This window comes from Plantactinospora sp. B5E13, from assembly GCF_039871775.1.
In the GTDB taxonomy this organism is placed as follows: Bacteria; Actinomycetota; Actinomycetes; order Mycobacteriales; family Micromonosporaceae; genus Plantactinospora.
Genome location: NZ_JBDPLT010000050.1, coordinates 40,729 through 61,010, shown reverse-complemented (window position 1 = coordinate 61,010; position 20,282 = coordinate 40,729). Strand labels below are relative to the sequence as shown.

The window sequence follows — 20,282 nt, the reverse complement described above, 5'->3', positions numbered from 1 at the left end:
GTCCAGGGGGACGACCGGCCCGCTGCCGTGACGGACTGTGCCGGGGACTCAGGCAGGAAATGTAGAATGCCCCAGTTAGCCCGATCTGTCGAGGCGAATCAGACCTTCCGGTACCTCGCCTGGACCACACAGAACCCGGCGAAGGCGGCGATGCCGAGCGCCACCAGGGTGAGCAGGAAACCGCCGTACGACTGCTCACGCAGCGTGTGCAGGGCGGCGTCCAGTCCTCGGGCCCGGTCCGGGTCGTAGGTCAGCGCGGCGGTCACCACCAGCACGCCGGCGATGCCGTACGCGACCCCCTTGGCGATGTAGCCGGCGACGCCGAGCCGCCGGGCCAGGGTCCGCATCCGGTGGTCCATCTGGCCGGTCCGCAGATGCCGTTCGAACTTCCGCACCCACCCGTACCAGACCAGGCCGGCACCGAGCGCGGCCAGGCCGAGACCGGCCAGCCCGACCAGGGCCCGGCCACCACCGGACTCCATCAGCTTCTCGGTGAGCGCCTGCTGTTTGTCCGCACTGGACGAGTTGGCATGCCGCAGCACCTGGAACGCGGTCCAGGCGAAGTAGAAGTAGAAGACGGTACGGCCGACCGAGGTGACCCGCTCCAGGGTCCGCTCGCGGCCCCGGTACTCCCGGTGCCCGGTCGCCGCCTCAAGTGCCTGCCAGATCGCCATCGCGAGCAGGCCGATCCCGATCGCGCCGACCAGGAACCTGCCGAGTGGCTGGGCAGCCAGGGTGCGCAACGCACCCGACTGGTCACCGTCGTCGGAGGGCCGGCCGAACGCGATCTGCAACGCCAGCCAGGCGAAGAGCAGGTGGACGAGCCCGTAGCCGACGAACCCGACCCGGGCGAGGACTTCGAGTGCTCTGCTGTGGGCGGCGCGGTCGGCGCCGGCGTGCACGGTCTGGGTCGCTGACATGGCCAGTCAATGACCGGCCGCGAAGATTTCCAAACGTCCGGACCGAACCGGCCCCGACCCCGCCACCCACGACCCCAGGTCAGCCGGCGTTGCGCCCGATCCGGACCACCACCTGGTCGGCGTCGGCGCTCTGCACGGTGGCGTACATGCCGCCGACCTCGGTGGCCTGCTCGCCGACGGTGAGGGTCAACTGCTCGCCGGCGACCTCGATGGTCACCCGGTCCCCGTCGACGCCGATCAGCTTCGCCTCCACGCCGAGGAAGCTCGCCTGGGCGTCGACGCCCCGGTTGAACGTGACCGTGCAGGCGTCCAGCCCACAGTCGGTGCTGGCGCCGTCGGAACTGCAGCCGGCCAGCAGAGCCGCACCGAGAGCCAGACCGGCGAACAGGCCGGCGACCCGACGGACGGGGGTGATGTGGCGGTACTGGGGAGGATTCGTCACCCCACCAAGGGTACCCAAGGTGATCCAGACGACCATCGGGCCGGATCCGACGGTCGGCCCGCTAGGGTGCCCGACATGCCGTTCGACATCAACCGGGTCCGGGCCGCCTACCCGGCGCTGGACGAGGGATTCACGCACTTCGACGGGGCCGGCGGCAGTCAGGTCGCCGCCGCCGTCGCCGAGGCGGTCGCCGGAACCATGCGCAGCGCGGTGGCCAACCTGACCCCGGCCCACGTTCCCGGGCGGCGCTCCGGCGACCTGGTCGCGGCGGCCCGCCAGGCGGTCGCCGACCTGGTCGGGGGGAACCCGGACGGCGTGGTGTTCGGGCCGAGCGCCACCGCGTTGACGTACACCGTGGCCCGGACGCTGAGTCGACAGTGGCGACCGGGCGACGAGGTGGTGGTCTCCCGACTCGACCACGACTCCAACGTCCGGCCGTGGGTGCAGGCGGCGGAGGCGACCGGCGCGGTGGTCCGCTGGGCCGAGTTCGACCGCGAGACCGGGGAGCTGCCGACCGCACAGTACGCCGAACTCGTCGGTCCGCGTACCCGGCTGGTCGCGCTGACCGCCGCCAGCAACGCGATCGGCACCGTCCCGGAGGTGGCCGGGATCGCCGCCCTCGCGCACCGGGCCGGCGCCCTGGTGTACGTCGACGGCGTGCACGCCACCCCGCACGGTCCCACCGACGTCGCCGCGCTCGGCGCCGACTTCTACGTCACCAGCGCCTACAAGTGGTCCGGCCCACACGTGGCCGCGGTGGTCGCCGACCCGGCCCGGTGGGCGGAGCTGCACCCGGCCAAGCTGCTGCCCTCCCCCGACCGGGTGCCGCAGCGCTTCGAGTTCGGCAGCCTGGGCTGGCCGCTGCTCGCCGGGGTCCGGGCCGCCGTGGACCATCTCGCCGGTCTCGACCCGACGGCGACCGGCGACCGACGGGAACGGCTCCGGGCCGGCCTCGCCGCCGCCCGGGCCCACGAGGACCAGCTCCTCGCCCGGCTGCTCGCCGGCCTGACCGCGCTGCCCGGGATCACCGTGTACGGCGCACCCCGACACCGCTGCCCGACGGTCTCGTTCCGGATCGCCGGACAGGCCCCGGCCGACACCGCCGCCGCGCTCGGCGAACGCGGCATCTGCGTCTCGTCCGGCGACTACTACGCGTACGAGTACTTCACCGCCCTCGGCCTGCGCGACAGCGGCGGCGCGGTCCGGGCCAGCATCTACCACTACAACACCGACGAGGACGTCGACCGGCTGCTGGGCGAACTCGAGCGGCTGACCGTGACCGGGGTCACCGACGGATCCGGTCTGGTACGGGGAGAATCCGTCCGGTGAACACACTGGTGCAGGACAATCCCGCCGAACGCCGCTTCGAGATCCTGATCGACGACAGCCTGGCCGGTTTCGTCGCCTACCGTGTCGCGTCCGGGACCATCGTTCTCGTACACACCGAGGTCGACCCGGGCTACGAGGGCAAGGGCGTCGGCAGCGCCCTGGCCCGGGGCACCCTCGACCAGCTCCGTGAGCGGGGCGAACCGGTCCGGGTCACCTGCCCCTTCCTGCTCCGCTTCATCGAACGCCACCCCGAGTACACCTCGGTGGTCACCGACGGCTGAGCGGTCTTCGAGGGTCCCCGGGAAGGCCGGGCACCGGCTACCGTCGTACCCGTGGCGGAGCCGGGAGTGCGCACGACGGGCCGGACGGGTCGGATGGCGACGGCGGCGGTCGCGGTGCTCGCGGTCGGGGCCGTGGTGGTCGGCGTCGGCCTCTGGCGGGGTTGGTTCGCCGATCCGTCGGTCTCCGACCCGCCACGGGTCCGGGCCGCGAGTGTGCGGACCGTCGTCGGAGACCTGGCGGCCCCCTGGGGGCTGGCCTTCCTGCCGGACGGCTCCGCCCTGGTGACCGAACGGGACAGCCGGCGGATCCTCCGGGTCGCCGCCGACCCGTCGGGCGTACACACCGCGACCGAGGTGGCCCGGATCGACGAGGCGACCCCCGAGGGCGAGGGTGGGCTGCTCGGCATCGCGGTCTCCCCCGACCACGCCCGGGACGGCTGGATCTACGTCTACTACACGTCCGCGCGGGACAACCGGATCGCCCGGCTACGCCTCGGCGAGACGCCACAGCCGGTGCTGACCGGCATCCCCCGCGGCTCCCGCACCCACAACGGCGGCCGGATCGGCTTCGGGCCGGACGGTCTGCTGTACGCCGGAACCGGTGACGCCGGTGACCGGGACGCCTCCCAGGACCGGAGCAGTCTGGCCGGCAAGATCCTGCGGATGACCCCGGACGGACTGCCCGCCCCCGGCAACCCGTTTCCCGGCTCGCCGGTCTACAGCTACGGACACCGCAACGTGCAGGGTCTGGGCTGGGCCGCCGACGGCACCCTGTACGCCGCCGAGTTCGGACAGAACCACTACGACGAGCTCAACCGGATCACCGCCGGCGGCAACTACGGCTGGCCGGTGGTGGAGGGCGACTCCTCCGACGACCGGTTCGTCCCGCCGCTGGCCACCTGGGCCACCGACGAGGCGTCGCCGAGCGGGCTGGCGGTGGTCGGCGACCGCGCCTGGCTGGCCTGTCTGCGCGGCCAGCGGCTCTATCGGATCGGCCTCGACGGGCAGCGTCCGGAGTCCCTGCTGACCAGGGAGTACGGCCGCCTCCGGCACGTCGCCGCCGCCCCGGACGGGTCGCTGTGGGTGCTCACCTCGAATCGCGACGGACGTGGCGATCCGCGCGACGGCGACGACCGGATCCTGCGCCTCGTCCCCTGAGCCCACGCGGCGACCGGTGGCGGCGCGGATCGCGTCCACCGGCGCGCCAGCGGCCCCGGGTTCAGATCGCGTGCTCCGGGGCGGGCAGTTCGGCGAACGGGAACCGGAGCCGGAAGTCGGGCCACGGCACGGTGAGTCGCAGGCTCTCCCCGGTCCGGCCGGGTGCCACCCCCAGCGCCGCGATCTCGCCGAGGTCGGTGAGCGAACGCCGGGCCTGTTCCTCGGTGACCCCGGCGGAGCCGGCGAGACTGCGCAGGCTGGTGGTGACCACCCGGCGACGCCACCGCCGACGGGTCCGGGCGGCGAGTCGCCGGATCGCGATCGCCACCAGGACGGCCTGGTCGTCACGCTGCGCACGGACCTCCAACTCGCGCTCCTCCGGCGACAGGGGCAGGACCTCCAGCGGATCGCGGTCGAGTCGGGGCAGCACCCACGGATCGTCGCCGTCGTCGGTCAGCTCGAACAGCCCGAGTTCGGCGAGGCAGAAGAGCAGCTCCCGGACGGTGTGCGGGACCGGCAGGTTGTTCCGGTGACACATCTCGGCGAACAGTTCGATCCGGGTGGCCCGGACCTTGACCATCCAGGCGTAGTGCTCGCGGGCATGCAGTTCGGCGTGTTCGGGATCGCGGCCGGCGCGCCGCCGCCGGGCCCGGGCCACCCACTCCTCCACGCTGCCGGGATCGCACCAGGCGGCCTCGTCCCAGGGCACGACGCCGGACCACGACGAGCGCCGGAACCGGGCCTGACCAGGCACGATGGTCAGATAGACGAAGGCGCAGGGTAGCCACCGGATCCAGGACGGCGTGAGGGGGGCCCGCTGCCAGCGAGGGGTCACCGGAGGACGATACCGCGACTCGGCGTACACGTGGGGGCACCCAAGGTTACCCCGCGCGTTCCGGGAGGCAGCCCGCCCCCGTACGGCGTGGCACACCGCCCCGCTGCCAGGTCAGCCGGCGGTCGACGACAACCACGATCCGATCAGGACGGTGCGGCTCGATCCGGTTCAGCGTGCCGCGACTCCGACGTCGACGGCGGCCCGGCCGGTGAGCACCTCGGCGGCGGCCCGGCCGCCCGCCCAGGACGCCCCGTAGGTGGCCAGATGCACCTGGCCGACCACGGTCTCCGGCACGCCGATCTCGACCACGATCGCGTCGGGGCGACCCGCCAGGACCCGATGTACCGCCGTGGACATCCACTCGTGGCGGTGCAGGTCGCGGACCACCAGCACCAGGGGCCGCCCGTGGGCCGGCACCAGCACCGCGGCCGGCAACCGACCACTGGTGCCGAGTTGGTCCACGCCCAGTTCGTCCGCGGTCAACCGTACGGTCGTGGTGCCGGGCAGCAGGGCGGCCAGCGGCAGGCCGACGCCCCAGGGCGTGTCCGAGCCGGTGGCGATGTTGTCCGGTGGAGCGAACTCCACCACGTGCGCCGGCCCGGCGAGCGGCAGGCCGCTGCCGGCCGTCCCGGACCCGACCGTGAGGCGTACCGCCCGGCGGGCGGCGGCCAGCCCGAGCGGGGAACCGTCCGGACCGGGACCGTCCCAGGCCGACCGTCCGGCCCGCGCGGTACTGCTCCAGGCGGCCAGCTGGCCGACCCGCTTGGCCGCCTCGACCAGCCGCTCCTCCGGCAGGACCCCGGTGGTCACCGCCTCGACGATCGCGTCCCGCAGCCGTTGCGCGTCCGCCTCCTCGGCGTGCTCGCCGCCGACGCAGATCGCGTCGGCGCCGGCGACCAGGGCCCGTACCGCCGCGCCGGTGAAGCCGTACCGGTGGGTGACCGCGCGCATCTCGATCCCGTCGGTGACCACCGCGCCCTGGAAGCCGAGCTCCTCGCGGAGCAGGTCGGTCAGGATCCGCCGACTCAGGGTCGCCGGCCACTCGTCGTCGATCGCCGGGACCAGCAGGTGGCCGGTCATCACCGCCTGTACGCCGGCCCGGATCGCGGCCCGGAACGGCGGCAGTTCGCAGGCCTCGAGCCGGGTACGGGGCACACCGATCCGGGGGATGTCGAGGTGCGAGTCGACGCTGGTGTCACCGTGTCCCGGGAAGTGTTTCGCACAGGCGGCGACCCCGGCGGACTGCAGACCGCGTACCCAGGCCGCGGTGTGTCGGGCCACCAGGCCCGGGTCTGCGCCGAACGAGCGTACGCCGATCACCGGGTTGTCCGGGTCGGCGTTGACGTCGGCGTCCGGGGCGTAGTTCAGGGTGATCCCGGCCGCCGCCAGTTCGGCGCCGAGGTCACGGGCCACCGCCTCGGTGAGGTCGGGGTCGTCCACCGCACCGAGCGCCAGGTTGCCGGGGCGGGAGCTGCCGCGCCGGGATTCGAGTCGGGTGACGTCCCCGGCCTCTTCGTCGATCGCCACCAGCACGTCGGGACGCTCCGCCCGCATCGCGGCGGTGAGCCCGGCCACCTGTTCGTGGTCGATCACGTTGCGAGCGAACAGCACCACCCCGCCGAGCCCCTCACCGAGCCACCGGCGTACCCAGTCCGGCGGGCGGGTGGCCCCCACGAAGCCCGGCTGCAGCACCGCTGCGGCCAGACCGGCCAGGTTGTCTGTGGTTCCGCTCATCCCGCCTGTTCCCCCGCTCTCCACCATGGACGGCCAGCACCCCCCCGGTCGCGGCGGGTGCTGCCATGGTCACACCGGCTCCGAAAATAGTCAAGAAACCTTCCTATTAATCGGAACGCATCCCTACGTGCGACAGTGCATGCATGCCACACAGCATCTGGGAAGCACCGCACAACATCTGGGAAACCGGTAAGCGGTTCGGCGTGGAACCCCACCGGCTGCTCGCCGCCGACGAGAGCACCTGGTACGACATCCCCGGCGTCCGGATCGTCGGCGCCATCCTCGGCACCGTCCTCCTGGTCGCCGCCATCCGGTCGATGTTCGGACGCGGCCGGTAACCGTCGGTAGCCGCGTCGCCGAAGCCACCGGGGTTCGCACCACGGGGCCAGGTCGAAAGCGGCGCGGGTCGGCCCCGTTTGTGTCCGCCGGCCCCGGGGTACCTGCGGCGACCAATGAAACTCACACCCCTGCCCGCCACCCGGCTCCGGCGCGCCGCCCGGCACCGGTTCGGCTGGCCCACGCTGCGTCCCGAACAGCTCACCGCGATGCGGGCGCTGCTGCGCTGTCGCGACGCCCTCGTCGTACTGCCGACCGGGGCCGGCAAGTCCGCCGTCTACCAGGTGCCGGCGACCCTGCTCCCGGCTCCGACGCTGGTTATCTCCCCGCTGCTCGCCCTGCAGCAGGACCAGATCACCGCGCTCAACGAGCGGGGCCGGCCGGAACTGCGCGCGGTCCGGATCAGCTCCGCGGAGAACGCCGGCCAGCGGGCCGCCGCGCTGGAGAACATCCGGCGGGGCCGGGCCCGGTTCCTGTTCACCACCCCCGAGCAGCTCGCCAACCCGGACCGGCTGGCCGAGATACGCGCACTCCGCCCGGCCCTGGTCGCGGTCGACGAGGCGCACTGCATCTCCGCCTGGGGGCACGACTTCCGCCCTGACTACCTGGCCCTGGGGAAGCTGATCACCCAACTGGGCCGGCCGCCGGTGGTCGCGCTGACCGCGACCGCCTCCCCACCGGTCCGCGACGACATCATCAGCCGCCTCGGCCTGCGCCGACCCCGGATCGTGGTCTCCGGACTGGACCGCCCCAACCTCTTCCTCGAGGCGGCGAACTGCGCCACCGAGGAGCTGCGGTGGCGACGCCTGGTCGCGCTGCTGGAGGCCGAGGGCCGCCCCGGCATCGTCTACGCGCCGACGCGGCGGGCGGCCGAGGAACTCGCCACCCGGCTGACCCGGGCCGGCTTTCCGGCGGAGCACTACCACGGCGGGATGTCGGCCGCTGCCCGCGAGGAACGCCACCAGCGGTTCCTCGCCGACCAGGTACCGGTCATGGTGGCCACCTCGGCGTTCGGGATGGGCATCGACAAACCGAACATCCGCTGGGTGGCGCACATGGCGTTGCCGGACGCGCCGGACAGCTACCTGCAGGAGATCGGCCGGGCCGGCCGGGCCGGCGACAACGCCCGCGCGCTGCTGCTCTGGCGCGCCGAGGACGTCGGACTGCGCCGCTGGTTCACCGGCGGCGCCCCGGATGCGGACCAGTTGCGCGACCTGGCCGCGCTGCTGCGTGACGGTCCACTGTCCCGCACCGCCCTGCGGGACCGGACCGGGCTCGGCGTCCGCCGACTGGGGCAACTGCTCGCCCTGCTGGAGCAGGTCGGTGCCGCGACGACCCTGGCCGACCACCGGTTCGGCAGTCCCCGGTACGCCCCGGTCCCGGCCGACGCGGCGACGGCGGCGATCGCCGAGGCCGAACGGCAGCTCACCGTGCAACGCTCCCGGACCGACATGATGCGCGCGTTCGCGGAAAGCACGGGCTGCCGGGGACAGGTGCTGCTCGCGTACTTCGGGGAACGGCTGCCGGCACCGTGTGGGCACTGCGACAACTGCCACGCCGGCAACGGCGAGCCGCCGGGCGCCGCACCCGCCGTCGACGAGCCGTTCCCGGTCCGCAGCGCGGTCCGGCACCCGGAGTGGGGCCCGGGACTGGTGCTCGGCTACGAGGCGGACAAGATGACCGTGCTCTTCGAGGAGGTGGGCTACAAGACGCTCTCCGTTCCGGTGGTCAGCGCGCACGGCCTGCTCGTGCCGGTCCGGGACTGAAGCACGGTGGCCGGCCCGCCACCCGGCGCGGATCACCGGCGTGCTCCGCAGCACCTCCGGCGTTGCGGATTGCGGTCGGCACGACCGTGCCGTGAGATGTGATGGTTTGCCATCAGTGAAGGAGGGGTTGCCATGACGGAGCAACCGTTGTACACGACCGAGTTCGGATTCACCGACGACGAGTGGGGCCTGCTCGTCGGCCTGCCCCAGTCGGTGCTGACCGCGGCCAGCGCCGCCGAGTCGGACGGCAGCCGTCGGACCAGGTCGGAGAACGCGGCCGGGCTGGAGAGCATCGCCGCCGGGCGAGAGTCGGCCAGTCCGCTGGTCGCCGCCGTCGCCGGGGAACTCGTGGCCCGGGTCGGGGACCCGGAGACGGGTGAGGAACTACCGGTGATCGAGCCCACCGATCCGAAGGCGGTGATCGCCGACGTGCTGGCCCGGGCCGCGAGCGCGGCGAAGCTGCTGGACACCCGCGTCGACGAGGGCGAGGCCGGGGCGTACAAGCACTGGCTGCTCTCCATCGCCGAGCACGTGGTCACCGCCGCCTCGACCGGTGGCGTACTCGGGCTGGGCGGCGAGGAGGTCACCGAGGCCGAGCGGCGATTCCGGGACGAGTTGGCGCACGTACTCAACGACTGAGCCGCCCCTCCACGCGTTTCGGGTGTCGCCGACCGGCGTCTGGTCGGCGCCACCCGGCCGTCCCCGGCGGCGGGTTCTCTCACGCTTCTATTAGTTAACTTTCCAAACAGACATGTTACAGTCACTCTGGTCGATGCGATCGGCCGCTGGCCCCCTGCACCCCAGGAAGGCCCCTGTATCCAGGAAAGGAGTGACGGCATGTCGAGACTCCGCGCCCTGGTCGCACTCGCGGCACTTGTTGTCGCCGGTGGACTCGTGGCGATCATTCCGGCGACCCCGGCGTCAGCGGCCGCCTGCGCGGCGCCGTGGCAGGCCTCGACCGTCTACTGGGGAGGCGACCAGGCCTCCCACGGCGGACGCAACTACCAGGCGAAGTGGTGGACCCAGAACGAGGCGCCGCCCGGCAGCACCGGCGTCTGGCAGGACCTCGGCGCCTGCGACGGCGGCACCACACCGCCCGGCGGAACCTGCAACCACCCGAACTGGGTCGCCGGCACCTGGTACGCCGCCGGGAGCATCGTGCGGTACACCAACGGCCAGTACTACATCGCCGAGCACGAGAACCCGGGCTACGACCCCGTCATCAGCACCTGGTACTGGGAGCCGTACACCTGCAGCGGCCAACCGCCCACCACCCCGCCCCCGACCGGCGGCGGCTTCGTGGTCACCGAGGCCCAGTTCAACCAGATGTTCCCGGGCCGCAACCCGTTCTACACGTACTCCGGCCTGGTCGCCGCCCTCACCGCGTACCCGGCCTTCACCCGGACCGGCAGCAGCACCGTCCAGCGCCAGGAGGCGGCGGCCTTCCTGGCGAACGTCCACCACGAGACCGGTGGACTGGTCCACATCGTGGAGCAGAACACCGCCAACTACCCGCACTACTGCGACCCCGGCCAATCCTACGGCTGCCCCGCCGGACAGGCCGCCTACTACGGGCGCGGGCCGATCCAGCTGAGCTGGAACTTCAACTACAACGCCGCCGGCAACGCCCTCAACCTGCCGCTATTGACCAACCCGTGGTTGGTGCAGAACGACGCGGCGGTGGCCTGGAAGACCGCCATCTGGTACTGGATGACCCAGAACGGGCCGGGCACCATGACCGCCCACAACGCGATGGTCACCGGTGCCGGCTTCGGCCAGACCATCCGCAGCATCAACGGCTCGATCGAGTGCAACAACGGCAACCCCGCCCAGGTGCAGAGCCGGGTCACCCGCTACCAGCAGTTCGTCGGCATCCTCGGCGTGCCGGCCGGGGCCAACCTCTACTGCTGACCCGCGACCCGTCCCGGCCCCGTCGGAACCGACGGGGCCGGGGCCGTCAGCTCGGCCGGGGACGCCGGAACAGCGGCCCGCGCTGCCGAAACGGCAGGCCGGGGCCGCCGGAACAGCGGGCCAGGGCTACGGCGTCAGTCGCCGCGCAGCAGCGCGATGACGGCCGGCTCGGCGCGGTCGTCGTGGCTGTCCGCCGGAACACCCGCCAGCGCCCCGTCGTGGAACAGGTCGACCACCCGGGGGTGCACGTAGGAGGCCCGTGCCACCGCCGGGGTGTTGCCGAGCAGCCCCGCCACGTCCCGCATCACCGCCGCCACCGCGCGCCGCCGGCCGGTCGTCGACCGCGGCGGCTCGACCGCCGCCAGCCGGGTCGCCGCGAGTACGGTGGCATGCCAGGTACGGAAGTCCTTGGCGGTCATCTCCCCGCCGCTCGCCGTCCGCAGATAGTCGTTGACCTCGTCGCTGCGTACGTCCCGCCAACTCCGGCCATCCCAGTAGCCGAACAGCCGGGCCGCCGCGCGCCGACGTCGCCGCAACTCCCGCAGCACCCCGCAGAGCCGTGGTTCGTCGATCCGCAACTGCTGCGCGATCCCGCCCTTGGCCGGGAACTCGAAGACCACCGCGTCACCCCGGCACCGGGTGTGCTCCGGACGCAGCGTCGCCACCCCGAACGTCGGCTCGTCACCCACCGCGTACTGGTCGCTGCCGACCCGGAACGTCCCCATGTCCAGCAGTTTCGCGACCGTGGCCAGCACCCGGGGCCGCCGCAGCCCCCGGGTGCCGAGATCGGCGTCGACCTGTTCCCGCAGCACCGGCAACCGGGTCGCCACCTCCAGCACGTGGTCGAACTTCGCCTGGTCGCGCCGGACCCGCCAGAGCGGGTGGTACAGGTACTGCCGCCGGCCGGCCGCGTCGGTGCCGGTGGCCTGGATGTGCCCGGCCGGATCCGGGCAGATCCAGACGTCCCGCCAGGCGGGCGGGATCACCAGCGACCGGAGCCGGTCCACCTCGTCCGGGTCCCGCAGCGGACGGCCACCGATGTCCAGGAAGACCACTCCCCGGCCGTACCGGCGCCGACGGTAGCCCGGCGCGGAGAGGTCGCTACGCCGCAACCGCACGAGTGTCCCGTCCCGCCCGTTCGACCTCGGACGCCGCCGTCAGCACCTCGTCGACCTCGATCGCGGCCAACGCCGGATGGATCCCGGACCACGCCCCGTCCGACTCGGAGCCGTCGACCGGCACCGACCGATCGTGGGCGCCGGTGACCCCGCCGAGGGCCCGGTGCCAGGAACGGTCCGGCGGCGGGCCCCACCGGGCCGACGCGACCGGTCCGAACAACACCACCGAGGGGGTCCGGTACGCGGTCGCCAGGTGCGCCACCCCGGTGTCCGTACTGACCACCAGTCGGCCGTACGCGACCACGGCGGCGAGGTCGACCAGGCTGAGCCGGCCGGCGAGCACGGCGGTGTTCGGCAGCCCGGCCTCGTCGACCACCCGCTCGACCAGGTCACGTTCGGCCGCCGAACCGGTGACCACCACCCGGTGTCCGACCCGGGTGAGCTCCCGGGCCAGCGCGGCGAACCGCACCGGCGACCACCGCCGCTCGGTGCCCTTGCCGCCCGGATGCAGCACGGTCACCCCGACCGGCACCCGGTGCGGCGCCGGTCGACGCAGCGTGAGGTCGTCCGGGTCGGAATCCACGCCGTACCAGCGCAACAGCCGGCACCACCGGTGCACCTCGTGCTCGTCGTCGCGCCACTGCGGGCCGTCCAGGTGCCCGGCCTCCGGACAGGCGAAGGCACAGAGCCGTTCCGCCCCGGCGGCGCCGAGCAACCGGTGCGACTCCGGGCCCCGCCCGTGCAGGTTGACCGCCCAGTACGGGGTCGGTCCCGGCCACCCGTCGACCGGATCAAGCCCCTCGGTGGGCAGCACGTTGTCGACGTCACCGATCAGCTCCGCCAGCGGGGCGAGCCAGTCCGGTGCGGCGACCGACAGGGTGTGCTCCGGAAACGCGGCACGCAACCCCCGCAGCGCCGGCACCGCCGTCGCCAGGTCACCGACCCCGAGCGCCCGCAGCACCAGGATCACGGGTACGACGTCTCCTGGTCGGCGCAGACCACCATCTCCCGGATCGCGCATCCGGGCGGCTGGCGCAGGGCGAACAGGACGGCGGCGGCGACGTCGGCCGGGTTGTTCAGGGCGGCGTCCGGACCGGGACGGTACTGCGCGTCCCGCTCGTCGAAGAACGCGGTCCGCATGCCGCCCGGGATCAGCAGGGTCACCCCGACCACGCCGGCCAGTTCGGCGGCGAGCGCCCGGGTGAAACCGACCACGCCGAACTTCGCCGCGCAGTAGGCGGTGGCGTCCCCGACCGCCTTCACGCCGAGGGTGGAGGCGACGGTGACCACCGTGCCCCGGGAGCGTTCCAGGTAGGGCAGGGCGGCCCGGACCACCGCGGCGGTGGCGAACAGGTCGACGGTGACCACCCGTTCCCAGGTTTCGGCCGGCACCTCGGCCAGCCGCCCCGGCACGTCGACCCCGGCCGCCGTCACCACCCCGGTCAGTCCGCCGGACCGTTCGGCGAGTTCCCGGGTCGCCTCCTCGGCGGCCCGGGTGTCGGCCAGGTCGCAGGCGACCCACGGCACCTGCACGCTCGGCGCCTGCCGGTCCAGTACGCAGGGCCGGGCGCCGGCGGCGGCGAGCGCGGTGACCACCGCCGCCCCGAGACCGCTGGATCCGCCGGTGACCAGGACCGCCCCGCCGGGCGGCACCCCGGCGCCGGTGGCCGCTCCGGTGGCCGATCCGCCGCCGGACAGCTCGCCGCTCACCGGGCACCGCCCACCGGCCGGCCGGCCACCCGGGCCGCCGCGATCATCCGGGTCGTCGACCGCCCGTCGAGGTACGGCACCACCACGGTGTAGCCGCCCCACCGGCGCAGGATGTCCGCCTCCGGCAGGTCGGGGCCGTCGCCGCCGGTGCCGTAGTCGCCGCCCTTGACCCAGACGTCCGGACGCAACCAGGAGAGCACGGCGTGCGGAGTCGACTCGTCGAAGACCACCACCGCGTCCACGCAGCCCAGGGCGGCCAGCAGCCGGGCCCGGTCGGCGTGCCGGACCAGCGGGCGCTGCGGTCCCTTCAACCCGGCCACACTGTCGTCCGAGTTGACGCAGACCACCAGGCAGTCGCCGAGTTGGCGGGCCGCCTCCAGGGTCGCCACGTGCCCGGCGTGCAGCAGGTCGAAGCAGCCGCCGGTGGCGACCACGGTGCCGCCGGCCGCCCGGACCCGGGCGACCACGTCGCCGGCCGCCCGGGCACCGATCCGGTCGCTCCAGTCCACCGCCGCGATCGGCACCGTGCCGCGACCGGCGGCGGCCCCGCCGTCCCGGACGACCCGCCCGATCGGCGGCGCCGCGGCCGGCGGAAGTCCACTGCCGGCGACCGACGGAGACGCGGCCAGCACCGGCACCGCGGTCGCCGCCCCACCACCGGCCACGTACCCGGACGCCTCGACGACGGCCCGCTGCACCGCCTCGGAGACCAGCGCCCCCTCGGCCAGGGCCAGGGTCGCGGTGGCGGCGAACCGGTCACCGGCCCCGCAGGTGTCGCCGTCGGCGCAGGCCGGAGCCGGGACCATCAGCGGGGTCGAGCCGGCGTGCCGGAGCAGCGCACCGTCCCCGCCGAGCGTCACCGCCACCGCGGCGGCCCGCCACCGTTCCCGCAGCGCCTGCGCGCTCCGGGAGGCGACCGTCAGCCGCGAGCCACCCGGCGCCACCCCGCCGAGTTCCCGGGCCTCCCCCTCGTTCGGGGTGGCCAGCCGCACCCCGGGCACCGCCGCCGGGCCCCGCGGATGCGGATCCCAGACGATCGGTGCCGTCGTCGTGGCCAGCGCCGACCGCAGGGTCGGATGCCGGGCCACCCCCCGGCCGTAGTCGCTGACCAGGATCGCCGCCGCCCCGGCCAGCAACTCCAGTACGGCGTCCGCCGGCTCGCCGGGTGGACCCGCCGGTCCGCCCCGGTCGTGCCGCAGCAGCACCCGCCCCCGGGTCCGGAGCCGGATCTTCTCCGGCGTGGCGCCCGGCAACGGCAGCCCGTAGACCTGTACCCCGGCCGCGGTGAGCAGCTGGCTCAGCCGGGCCCCGCCCTCGTCGTCGGCGAGCCCGGTGACGAGCGCGACCTCGAACCCGCGGTTGGCGGCGAAGAGCGCGGCCAGCCCCGCCCCGCCCGGCCGGTCCACACTGGTGTTCTCGTCCAGCACCGGCACCGGCGAATCCGGACAGAGCCGGTTCACCACTCCCTCGACGTCCCGGTCGAGCAGCGTGTCGCCGACGACCACCACTGTCCCGGTCACCGCTCCTCCTCGCTCCCGCCCGGGGCGACGTCGCCCAGGTCTATTCCGCCCGGCACCCGTAACACGAGTTCGTCCTCCACTCCGGACGGTCGTACCGGCGTCGGCTCGGGGGGCGGTACGCCGACCGCCGCCGGCCCGTCCACCCCCGGCCGTCCGGCCGGTTCGGTCGACGTCGCCGCACCGGCGTACGCGGCGACCGGCGGGCGCTGGCCGGCGGCGTACCCGCCGGTCGGGCCGAGCAGCACCGGCAGGTGCGCGTCGACGTAGCCGCAGAGCACGTGCGCCGAGACCAGGTGCAGTTCCTGCACCACCTGACTGTCCGGCGAGGGCACCGCCAGGACGTCGGTGCAGGCGTCGGCGAGCGGGTTCGGGGTCGGGCCGGTGAACGCCCAGCACCGCAGGCCGATCTCCCGGCCGGCGCGGGCGGCCCGGACCAGGTTGGCGCTGCGGCCGCTGGTGGAGAGCAGCAGCAGGATGTCGCCGGGGCGGCCGTGCGCCCGTACCTGACGGGCGAAGACCTCGTCGAAGCCGTAGTCGTTGCCGAGCGCGGTGAGCGAGGAGGTCTCCGCGCAGAGCGCGATCGCCGACAACGGGGCCCGGTCGTCGCGCAGCTTGCCGACGAGTTCGGCGGCCAGGTGCTGAGCCTCGGCCGCGCTGCCGCCGTTGCCGGCGACCAGCAGCCGGCCGCCGCCGGCCAGCAGCCGGGCCAGTTCGTCACCCCAGCGCCCCAGCCGGCCGGCCACCGAGCGGTACGGCAACAGTGCCGAGGCGAGTCCGGCGAGGTGACCGTCGAGCAGCTCGGTCGAGGTCGTCCCGGTCATCCGGCGACCACCCCACTCGGCCGCCGCACCTCGCTGACCGCCGTGTAGACGGCGCCGATCTGGTCGGCGGTACGACTCCACGAGTACTCGCGATGGGCCCGGTCCAGGGCCGCCCGGGCGTAGCCGTACCGGCGTACCCGGTCGGCGAGCAGGTCCCGGACGGCGGCGCCGAGCGCGGCCGGATCACGGGGCGGCACCAGGTCACCGGTCCGGCCGGGTACGACGGTGTCGGTGAGTCCGCCGACGGCGGTGCCGACCACCGGCACCCCGCAGGCCATCGCCTCCAGTGGGGTGAGCCCGAACGGCTCGTACCAGGGGGCGGCGACCAGTACGTCCGCCGAGCGGTACCAGTACGGCATCTCCTCGCGCGGCACCGCGCCGATCAGCCGTACCCGGTCGGCGACCCCGACCTCGTCGGCGAGCGCCCGCAGCCGCCGCACCTGCGGGTCGGTGTCGACCTCGCCCGGTGGTGGCCCGCCGACGACCACGCACTCCGCGTCCGGGATCATCGGCATCGCGCGGATCAGGTCCTGGTAGCCCTTCCGTTCCACCAGCCGGCCCACGGTGAGGATTCGGGGCCGGCCCGGGGTACGCGGCACCGCCGGCCCCTCCGGGGAGAAGGTCCGGTTGTTGACCCCGGACGGGATCACCGTCATCCGGTCCAGCGGTACCCCCATCCGGACCAGTTCCCGGACCTCGTCCTGGCTCTGTGCGATGACCCGGTCGACCGCCCGGCCGAGCGCCCGCTCGTAGCCGACCCGGCGGGCCGGGCTGGTGTCCGCGGCGCCCTGGTGCCGCCGCTTCACCGTGCCCAACGCGTGGTACGTCTGCACCACCGGCACCCCGGTCTGCCGGCCGGCCGCGATGCCGGCCAGCCCGCTCATCCAGAAGTGCGCGTGCACCACGTCGGGGGTCCAGTCGTCGGCGCGCCAGCGCTCGACGAGCCACCGGCTGAACTCCTTCATGTGTGGCAGCAGTTCGTCCTTGGCGATCGGCTCCGGCGGGCCGGCCGGTACGTGCACGACGTCGACCGCGTCCGCCATCCGGACCGTGCCGGGCAGCTCGGTACCGTCCCGGCGGGTGTAGACCCGGACGTCGTGGCCGGCGGCGGCGAGTGCCGTGGAGAGCTCGGCGACGTGGGTGTTCTGGCCGCCGGCGTCCTCCCCGCCGAGTACCGCGAGCGGGCTGGCGTGCTCGGAGATCATCGCTACGCGCATACTTCCTCCTCCAGCAACCGGTCCCAGTCCGCCAGGAACCGGTCCAGGCCGTACCGGGCCTGCGCGGCCTCGCGGGCCCCGACGCCGAGCCGGTGGGCGTCCCCCGGTTCGGCGATGAGCCGCCGGGCGGCCTCGGTGAGGGTCTCGACCCGGGTGGCCAGCACCCCGGCCTCCGGCGGTACGGCGGCGACCGCCTCGGTCGCGGCGAGCACGACCACCGGCATCCCCATCGCCATCGCCTCGATCAGGCTCAGCCCGAGCGAGGTCCATCGACACAGGTGCAGGTACGCCCGCCGCCGGGCGATCTCCGCCTGCATCCGGCTCTGCGGCAGGTCGTCGTAGACGGCCAGCCGGTCGGCCGGCAGTCCGAGCCGGTCCGGCAGCCCGGCGACGCCCATCCCGAAGACGTCGAGCGGGGCGATCTCGGCGAACAGCGGCAGCAGGTCGGTGCCGGTCACCCGCCAGCGGCGTACCGGTTCGTTGACCACCACGGCGAGCCGGGGCAGCTCACCGGTGTAGGTCGCGGTCGGCGCCACGATGCCGTGCTCGACGACGGTGGTCCGGGTGGTTCCGGTGTCCCAGAACAGCGCGTTGAAGTGGGTGACGTGGGCGATCAGCAGGTCGTCGCGGTCGGCCAGCGGGTGCCGGCTGTTCGGCACGTTCCCCTCTTTCGGGGTGTTGTGCTCGACGAAGATCGCCGGTACGTCCCGACCGATCCGCCGGCCGAGCCAGCGCTCGGCGAGGTCGATCTCCTCGGGTCGTTGCAGGATCACCAGGTCGACGTCGGTGTCGGCGAGCGCCTCCGGGCTGACCTCGTCGACGGTGTCCGGCCACTGGTAGGTCCGGGCCCGGCCCAGTCCGTACGGGCCCCGGTCGGGGGTGACCGGGACGAGGTAGCGGTGCTTGCCGTGCACGAAGGCGGTGGTCCAGGAGCCGTGCACGTGCCAGAGCAGGATGTTCACCGCCCCACCTCCTTGAGGCCGGCCGACACGTTGGCCAGCGCCGGTCCACCGGCCGCGCCGCCCGCGACCGCACCGGCCGCGCCACCGACCTCGGCACCGACTGCGGGGCCGGCGGCCGTACCGGTGACGGCGGCGGTGAGCGGACCGGCCGCCCCGACCGGCGTACCCGGGTCGGGTCGCTGCCGGACGAGGAGACCGACCGCCGCCACCACCTGACGCGGTGCGATGTCGGACAGGCACGGGTGGCCGGGCACCGGGCAGCTGGTGGCCCGGGTGTGCCGGCAGCCGGCGTCGGCGGCGCCGAGCCGGACCGTCGGTACCCGGTAGGGCCCCCACTGTCCGAACGGGACGGTGGGGGCGAAGAGGCTGACCACCGGAACCCCGACCGCCGCCGCGAGGTGCGCCGGGCCGGTGTTGCCGACCACCAGACAGTCGGCCCGGCTGATGATCGCCGCGAGGCCGGCCAGTGAGGTCTGCCCGCCGAGGTCGACGCCGCGACGGCCGGCGACCCGGGCGGTCAGGGCGTCCTCGCCGGGACCACCGGTCACCACCACCCGGTGACCGGCGTCGGCCAGCGTCTCGACGATCTCCGCACAGAGGTCGGGCGGGCAGGCCCGGGCCGGCACCGACGAGCCGGGGTGCAGCACGACGTAGCCGGGCGCGGGCAGTCGCGCGCCGTCGCCGGGTGGGCCGATCCGGTCGGTACGCAGTCGCAGCAGTGGTTCGTCGTCGACCGGCAACCGGAACCCCGCGGCCGCGGCCAGCGACAACGCCCGTTCGGCCTCGGGCACCCCCGCCGGCACCCGGTGCCGGACGTCCAGCAGCGAGCCGGGATAGTCGTCGCTGATCGCCGAGATCCGCGCCACCCCGGCCATCCGCAGCAGCAGCGCCAGGGGCAGCGCGGACTGGTGGAAGGAGGTGAACAGGACCGCCTCGTCCGCGCCGACCCGGGCCAGTCGTTCGACCAGGCGGGCCAGCTCCCCGGCGTCGACCGGGCCGGGCCGGGGATCGATCCAGGGCAGCCGCCACTCGACCAGTTCGTCCACGCCGGGCAGCAGTTCGGCCGCGGCCCGGCCACGAGGGCCGCAGAGCAGCACCACCCGGTCGGCACCGGCCGCCACCGCCCGGATCGCCGGCCCGGTGACCAGCACGTCCCCGACCGAATCGGAGCGGGCGACCAGGACACACCGGCGACGCCCGGCAGATCCGGTCGGAGCCGCTCGGTCGGCGAGACCCGCGACCGACGATTGCTCGTCGACCCCCAGCCGGTGACGGCGGAGGATCAGGTCCACCGCCGTGGTCAAGTCGCCGGTCACGGCCGGCGCCGCGGCCACCTCCTCGGCCCGGGTCACCGCGGTCGGGACCAGGACCGCGCCGGCACCGGCGGCACCCGCCGCCGTCATGTCCGCGCCGATGTCGCCGACCAGCACGCAGCGGGTGGGCCGGGTGCCCAGCGCCTCCGCCGCCGCCTCGACCAGGCCCGGCGCGGGTTTGCGGCAGCGACAGCCGACGGCGTCGACCGCCGGGGCGTGCGGACAGATCTGCCAGGTGTCGAACGGCCCGAGGAGTTCCTCGACCCGGGCGTTCACCAGGGCCAGTTCGGCGGCGGTGAACCGGCCACGGGCGATGCCGGACTGGTTGGTCACCACGCCCAACCGCAGCCCGGCGGCGCGCAACCGGTCGAGCGCCTCGCGGGCGCCGGGCATCGGGCGGACCCGCGCCGGATCACCGTTGTACGGCACGTCCTCGATCAGCGTGCCGTCCCGGTCGAACAGCACCGCGTCGAACAGCCCGGGTCGGACCCGCACCTCGTCAGGGCCACCGCGCGGTGCCCCTGACCTGCGCTGATGCGGGTCGACCTGGTCGTTGCGCACGGCGGCGGGTTCCCGTGGGCAGGAGGAGTAAACATCAATCCGACGGTGCGGCGGACCGGGCCCGCGCCGTACCGGGTTCCCGCGTGATTACCCGGGACGTCCGGCGGCTACCGCCGCCGTCGCCGGCAATCCCCGACGTCCGCGACGGGCCGCGCACGGTCACGCCGCGGGCCACGGACCTCACCGGGGGCGGGCGGCGATCGTCGCCGCCACCGACCACGCATGGTCACCGACCCGGCCACGGATCGCCACCGCCGCGGCTGCGCATCGTCACCGCGGCCGGGAATTGTCACAGGATCCTTGCGGTGTACGGCCGGAACGGGCTCAGCCGGCGCCTTTCGCCATGAT

The 20,282-nt window shown here is 74.2% G+C and carries 19 protein-coding genes; 7 read left to right on the top strand and 12 right to left on the bottom strand.

The window, feature by feature from the left end; genetic code table 11:
• Positions 1 to 98: 98 nt before the first annotated feature.
• Both ABGB05_RS30760 and ABGB05_RS30755 read right to left on the bottom strand, forming a co-directional pair.
• Positions 99 to 920: a DUF1206 domain-containing protein gene (locus ABGB05_RS30760; protein WP_347657433.1), complete on the bottom strand. Its 822-nt coding sequence runs from the start codon at positions 918 to 920 to the stop codon at positions 99 to 101.
• 79 nt (positions 921 to 999) lie between these two features.
• Positions 1,000 to 1,362, bottom strand: coding sequence for a hypothetical protein (locus ABGB05_RS30755; protein ID WP_347657432.1), 363 nt, complete (start codon positions 1,360 to 1,362; stop codon positions 1,000 to 1,002).
• A 75-nt stretch (positions 1,363 to 1,437) separates the two neighbouring features.
• Between ABGB05_RS30755 and ABGB05_RS30750 the strand changes: the two genes are divergently transcribed.
• From ABGB05_RS30750 to ABGB05_RS30740, 3 genes are read left to right on the top strand one after another with little or no spacing between them, the layout of a single operon-like run.
• Complete coding sequence (locus ABGB05_RS30750) at positions 1,438 to 2,691, top strand: cysteine desulfurase-like protein (protein ID WP_347657431.1); 1,254 nt, start codon at positions 1,438 to 1,440, stop codon at positions 2,689 to 2,691.
• Positions 2,688 to 2,972 carry a GNAT family N-acetyltransferase gene (locus tag ABGB05_RS30745; protein WP_347657430.1) on the top strand — a complete coding sequence of 95 codons (285 nt, stop codon included), beginning with the start codon at positions 2,688 to 2,690 and terminating at the stop codon, positions 2,970 to 2,972. The genes ABGB05_RS30750 and ABGB05_RS30745 overlap by 4 nt, the downstream gene beginning before the upstream one ends.
• Before the next feature lie 51 nt (positions 2,973 to 3,023).
• Positions 3,024 to 4,130 (top strand): PQQ-dependent sugar dehydrogenase, encoded by a 1,107-nt coding sequence (locus ABGB05_RS30740; RefSeq protein ID WP_347657429.1) that lies wholly within the window; start codon positions 3,024 to 3,026, stop codon positions 4,128 to 4,130.
• Positions 4,131 to 4,191: 61 nt separating this feature from the next.
• Here the strand turns inward: ABGB05_RS30740 and ABGB05_RS30735 are convergent, their stop codons facing one another.
• Together ABGB05_RS30735 and ABGB05_RS30730 are read right to left on the bottom strand one after the other, a co-directional pair.
• Positions 4,192 to 4,965 carry a DUF6042 family protein gene (locus ABGB05_RS30735; RefSeq protein WP_347657428.1) on the bottom strand — a complete coding sequence of 258 codons (774 nt, stop codon included), beginning with the start codon at positions 4,963 to 4,965 and terminating at the stop codon, positions 4,192 to 4,194.
• 168 nt (positions 4,966 to 5,133) lie between these two features.
• Positions 5,134 to 6,699: a glycoside hydrolase family 3 protein gene (locus tag ABGB05_RS30730; RefSeq protein ID WP_347657427.1), complete on the bottom strand. Its 1,566-nt coding sequence runs from the start codon at positions 6,697 to 6,699 to the stop codon at positions 5,134 to 5,136.
• 143 nt (positions 6,700 to 6,842) lie between these two features.
• Here ABGB05_RS30730 and ABGB05_RS30725 point away from each other — a divergent pair, with 143 nt between their 5' ends.
• The 4 genes from ABGB05_RS30725 to ABGB05_RS30710 all read left to right on the top strand — a co-directional run bounded on the left by ABGB05_RS30725 (position 6,843) and on the right by ABGB05_RS30710 (position 10,712).
• Positions 6,843 to 7,037, top strand: a complete 195-nt coding sequence (locus tag ABGB05_RS30725; protein WP_347657439.1) for a hypothetical protein — start codon at positions 6,843 to 6,845, stop codon at positions 7,035 to 7,037.
• A 114-nt stretch (positions 7,038 to 7,151) separates the two neighbouring features.
• On the top strand, positions 7,152 to 8,801 hold the full coding sequence (locus ABGB05_RS30720) for an ATP-dependent DNA helicase RecQ (RefSeq protein ID WP_347657426.1): 1,650 nt from the start codon (positions 7,152 to 7,154) through the stop codon (positions 8,799 to 8,801).
• A 132-nt stretch (positions 8,802 to 8,933) separates the two neighbouring features.
• Complete coding sequence (locus ABGB05_RS30715; protein WP_347657425.1) at positions 8,934 to 9,440, top strand: hypothetical protein; 507 nt, start codon at positions 8,934 to 8,936, stop codon at positions 9,438 to 9,440.
• A gap of 198 nt (positions 9,441 to 9,638) precedes the next feature.
• Complete coding sequence (locus ABGB05_RS30710) at positions 9,639 to 10,712, top strand: glycoside hydrolase family 19 protein (protein ID WP_347657424.1); 1,074 nt, start codon at positions 9,639 to 9,641, stop codon at positions 10,710 to 10,712.
• 134 nt (positions 10,713 to 10,846) lie between these two features.
• On the opposite strand, the gene ABGB05_RS30705 is transcribed toward ABGB05_RS30710, so the two are convergent.
• The 8 genes from ABGB05_RS30705 to ABGB05_RS30670 are packed head-to-tail and all read right to left on the bottom strand — an operon-like array spanning position 10,847 to position 19,838.
• Positions 10,847 to 11,830, bottom strand: a complete 984-nt coding sequence (locus ABGB05_RS30705) for a DNA topoisomerase IB (protein WP_347657423.1) — start codon at positions 11,828 to 11,830, stop codon at positions 10,847 to 10,849.
• Complete coding sequence (locus ABGB05_RS30700) at positions 11,814 to 12,800, bottom strand: glycosyltransferase family 9 protein (protein ID WP_347657422.1); 987 nt, start codon at positions 12,798 to 12,800, stop codon at positions 11,814 to 11,816. The genes ABGB05_RS30705 and ABGB05_RS30700 overlap by 17 nt, the downstream gene beginning before the upstream one ends.
• Entirely contained in the window at positions 12,797 to 13,483 is a 687-nt protein-coding gene (locus ABGB05_RS30695) for an SDR family oxidoreductase (RefSeq protein ID WP_347657438.1), read from the bottom strand. Before ABGB05_RS30695 ends, ABGB05_RS30700 begins: the two co-directional genes overlap by 4 nt.
• A 53-nt stretch (positions 13,484 to 13,536) precedes the next feature.
• A complete protein-coding gene (locus tag ABGB05_RS30690) occupies positions 13,537 to 15,060 on the bottom strand; it encodes a PfkB family carbohydrate kinase (protein WP_347657421.1) in 1,524 nt (507 codons plus the stop codon).
• Positions 15,057 to 15,881 (bottom strand): SIS domain-containing protein, encoded by an 825-nt coding sequence (locus ABGB05_RS30685; protein WP_347657420.1) that lies wholly within the window; start codon positions 15,879 to 15,881, stop codon positions 15,057 to 15,059. Before ABGB05_RS30685 ends, ABGB05_RS30690 begins: the two co-directional genes overlap by 4 nt.
• Positions 15,878 to 17,098 carry a glycosyltransferase gene (locus ABGB05_RS30680; RefSeq protein ID WP_347657419.1) on the bottom strand — a complete coding sequence of 407 codons (1,221 nt, stop codon included), beginning with the start codon at positions 17,096 to 17,098 and terminating at the stop codon, positions 15,878 to 15,880. The genes ABGB05_RS30685 and ABGB05_RS30680 overlap by 4 nt, the downstream gene beginning before the upstream one ends.
• The gene (locus tag ABGB05_RS30675) at positions 17,089 to 18,060 is read right to left on the bottom strand and encodes a glycosyltransferase (RefSeq protein ID WP_347657418.1); all 972 of its coding nucleotides are present in this window, start codon (positions 18,058 to 18,060) and stop codon (positions 17,089 to 17,091) included. Before ABGB05_RS30675 ends, ABGB05_RS30680 begins: the two co-directional genes overlap by 10 nt.
• Entirely contained in the window at positions 18,057 to 19,838 is a 1,782-nt protein-coding gene (locus ABGB05_RS30670; RefSeq protein WP_347657437.1) for an HAD-IIIA family hydrolase, read from the bottom strand. Before ABGB05_RS30670 ends, ABGB05_RS30675 begins: the two co-directional genes overlap by 4 nt.
• Positions 19,839 to 20,282: the final 444 nt, after the last annotated feature.

Coding starts and splice junctions, on each gene's coding strand:
- ABGB05_RS30760 (WP_347657433.1), bottom strand. CDS start 920: ATGTCAGCGACCCAGACCGTGCACGCCGGCGCCGACCGCGCCGCCCAC.
- ABGB05_RS30750 (WP_347657431.1), top strand. CDS start 1,438: ATGCCGTTCGACATCAACCGGGTCCGGGCCGCCTACCCGGCGCTGGAC.
- ABGB05_RS30730 (WP_347657427.1), bottom strand. CDS start 6,699: ATGAGCGGAACCACAGACAACCTGGCCGGTCTGGCCGCAGCGGTGCTG.
- ABGB05_RS30725 (WP_347657439.1), top strand. CDS start 6,843: ATGCCACACAGCATCTGGGAAGCACCGCACAACATCTGGGAAACCGGT.
- ABGB05_RS30720 (WP_347657426.1), top strand. CDS start 7,152: ATGAAACTCACACCCCTGCCCGCCACCCGGCTCCGGCGCGCCGCCCGG.
- ABGB05_RS30715 (WP_347657425.1), top strand. CDS start 8,934: ATGACGGAGCAACCGTTGTACACGACCGAGTTCGGATTCACCGACGAC.
- ABGB05_RS30710 (WP_347657424.1), top strand. CDS start 9,639: ATGTCGAGACTCCGCGCCCTGGTCGCACTCGCGGCACTTGTTGTCGCC.
- ABGB05_RS30685 (WP_347657420.1), bottom strand. CDS start 15,881: ATGACCGGGACGACCTCGACCGAGCTGCTCGACGGTCACCTCGCCGGA.
- ABGB05_RS30680 (WP_347657419.1), bottom strand. CDS start 17,098: ATGCGCGTAGCGATGATCTCCGAGCACGCCAGCCCGCTCGCGGTACTC.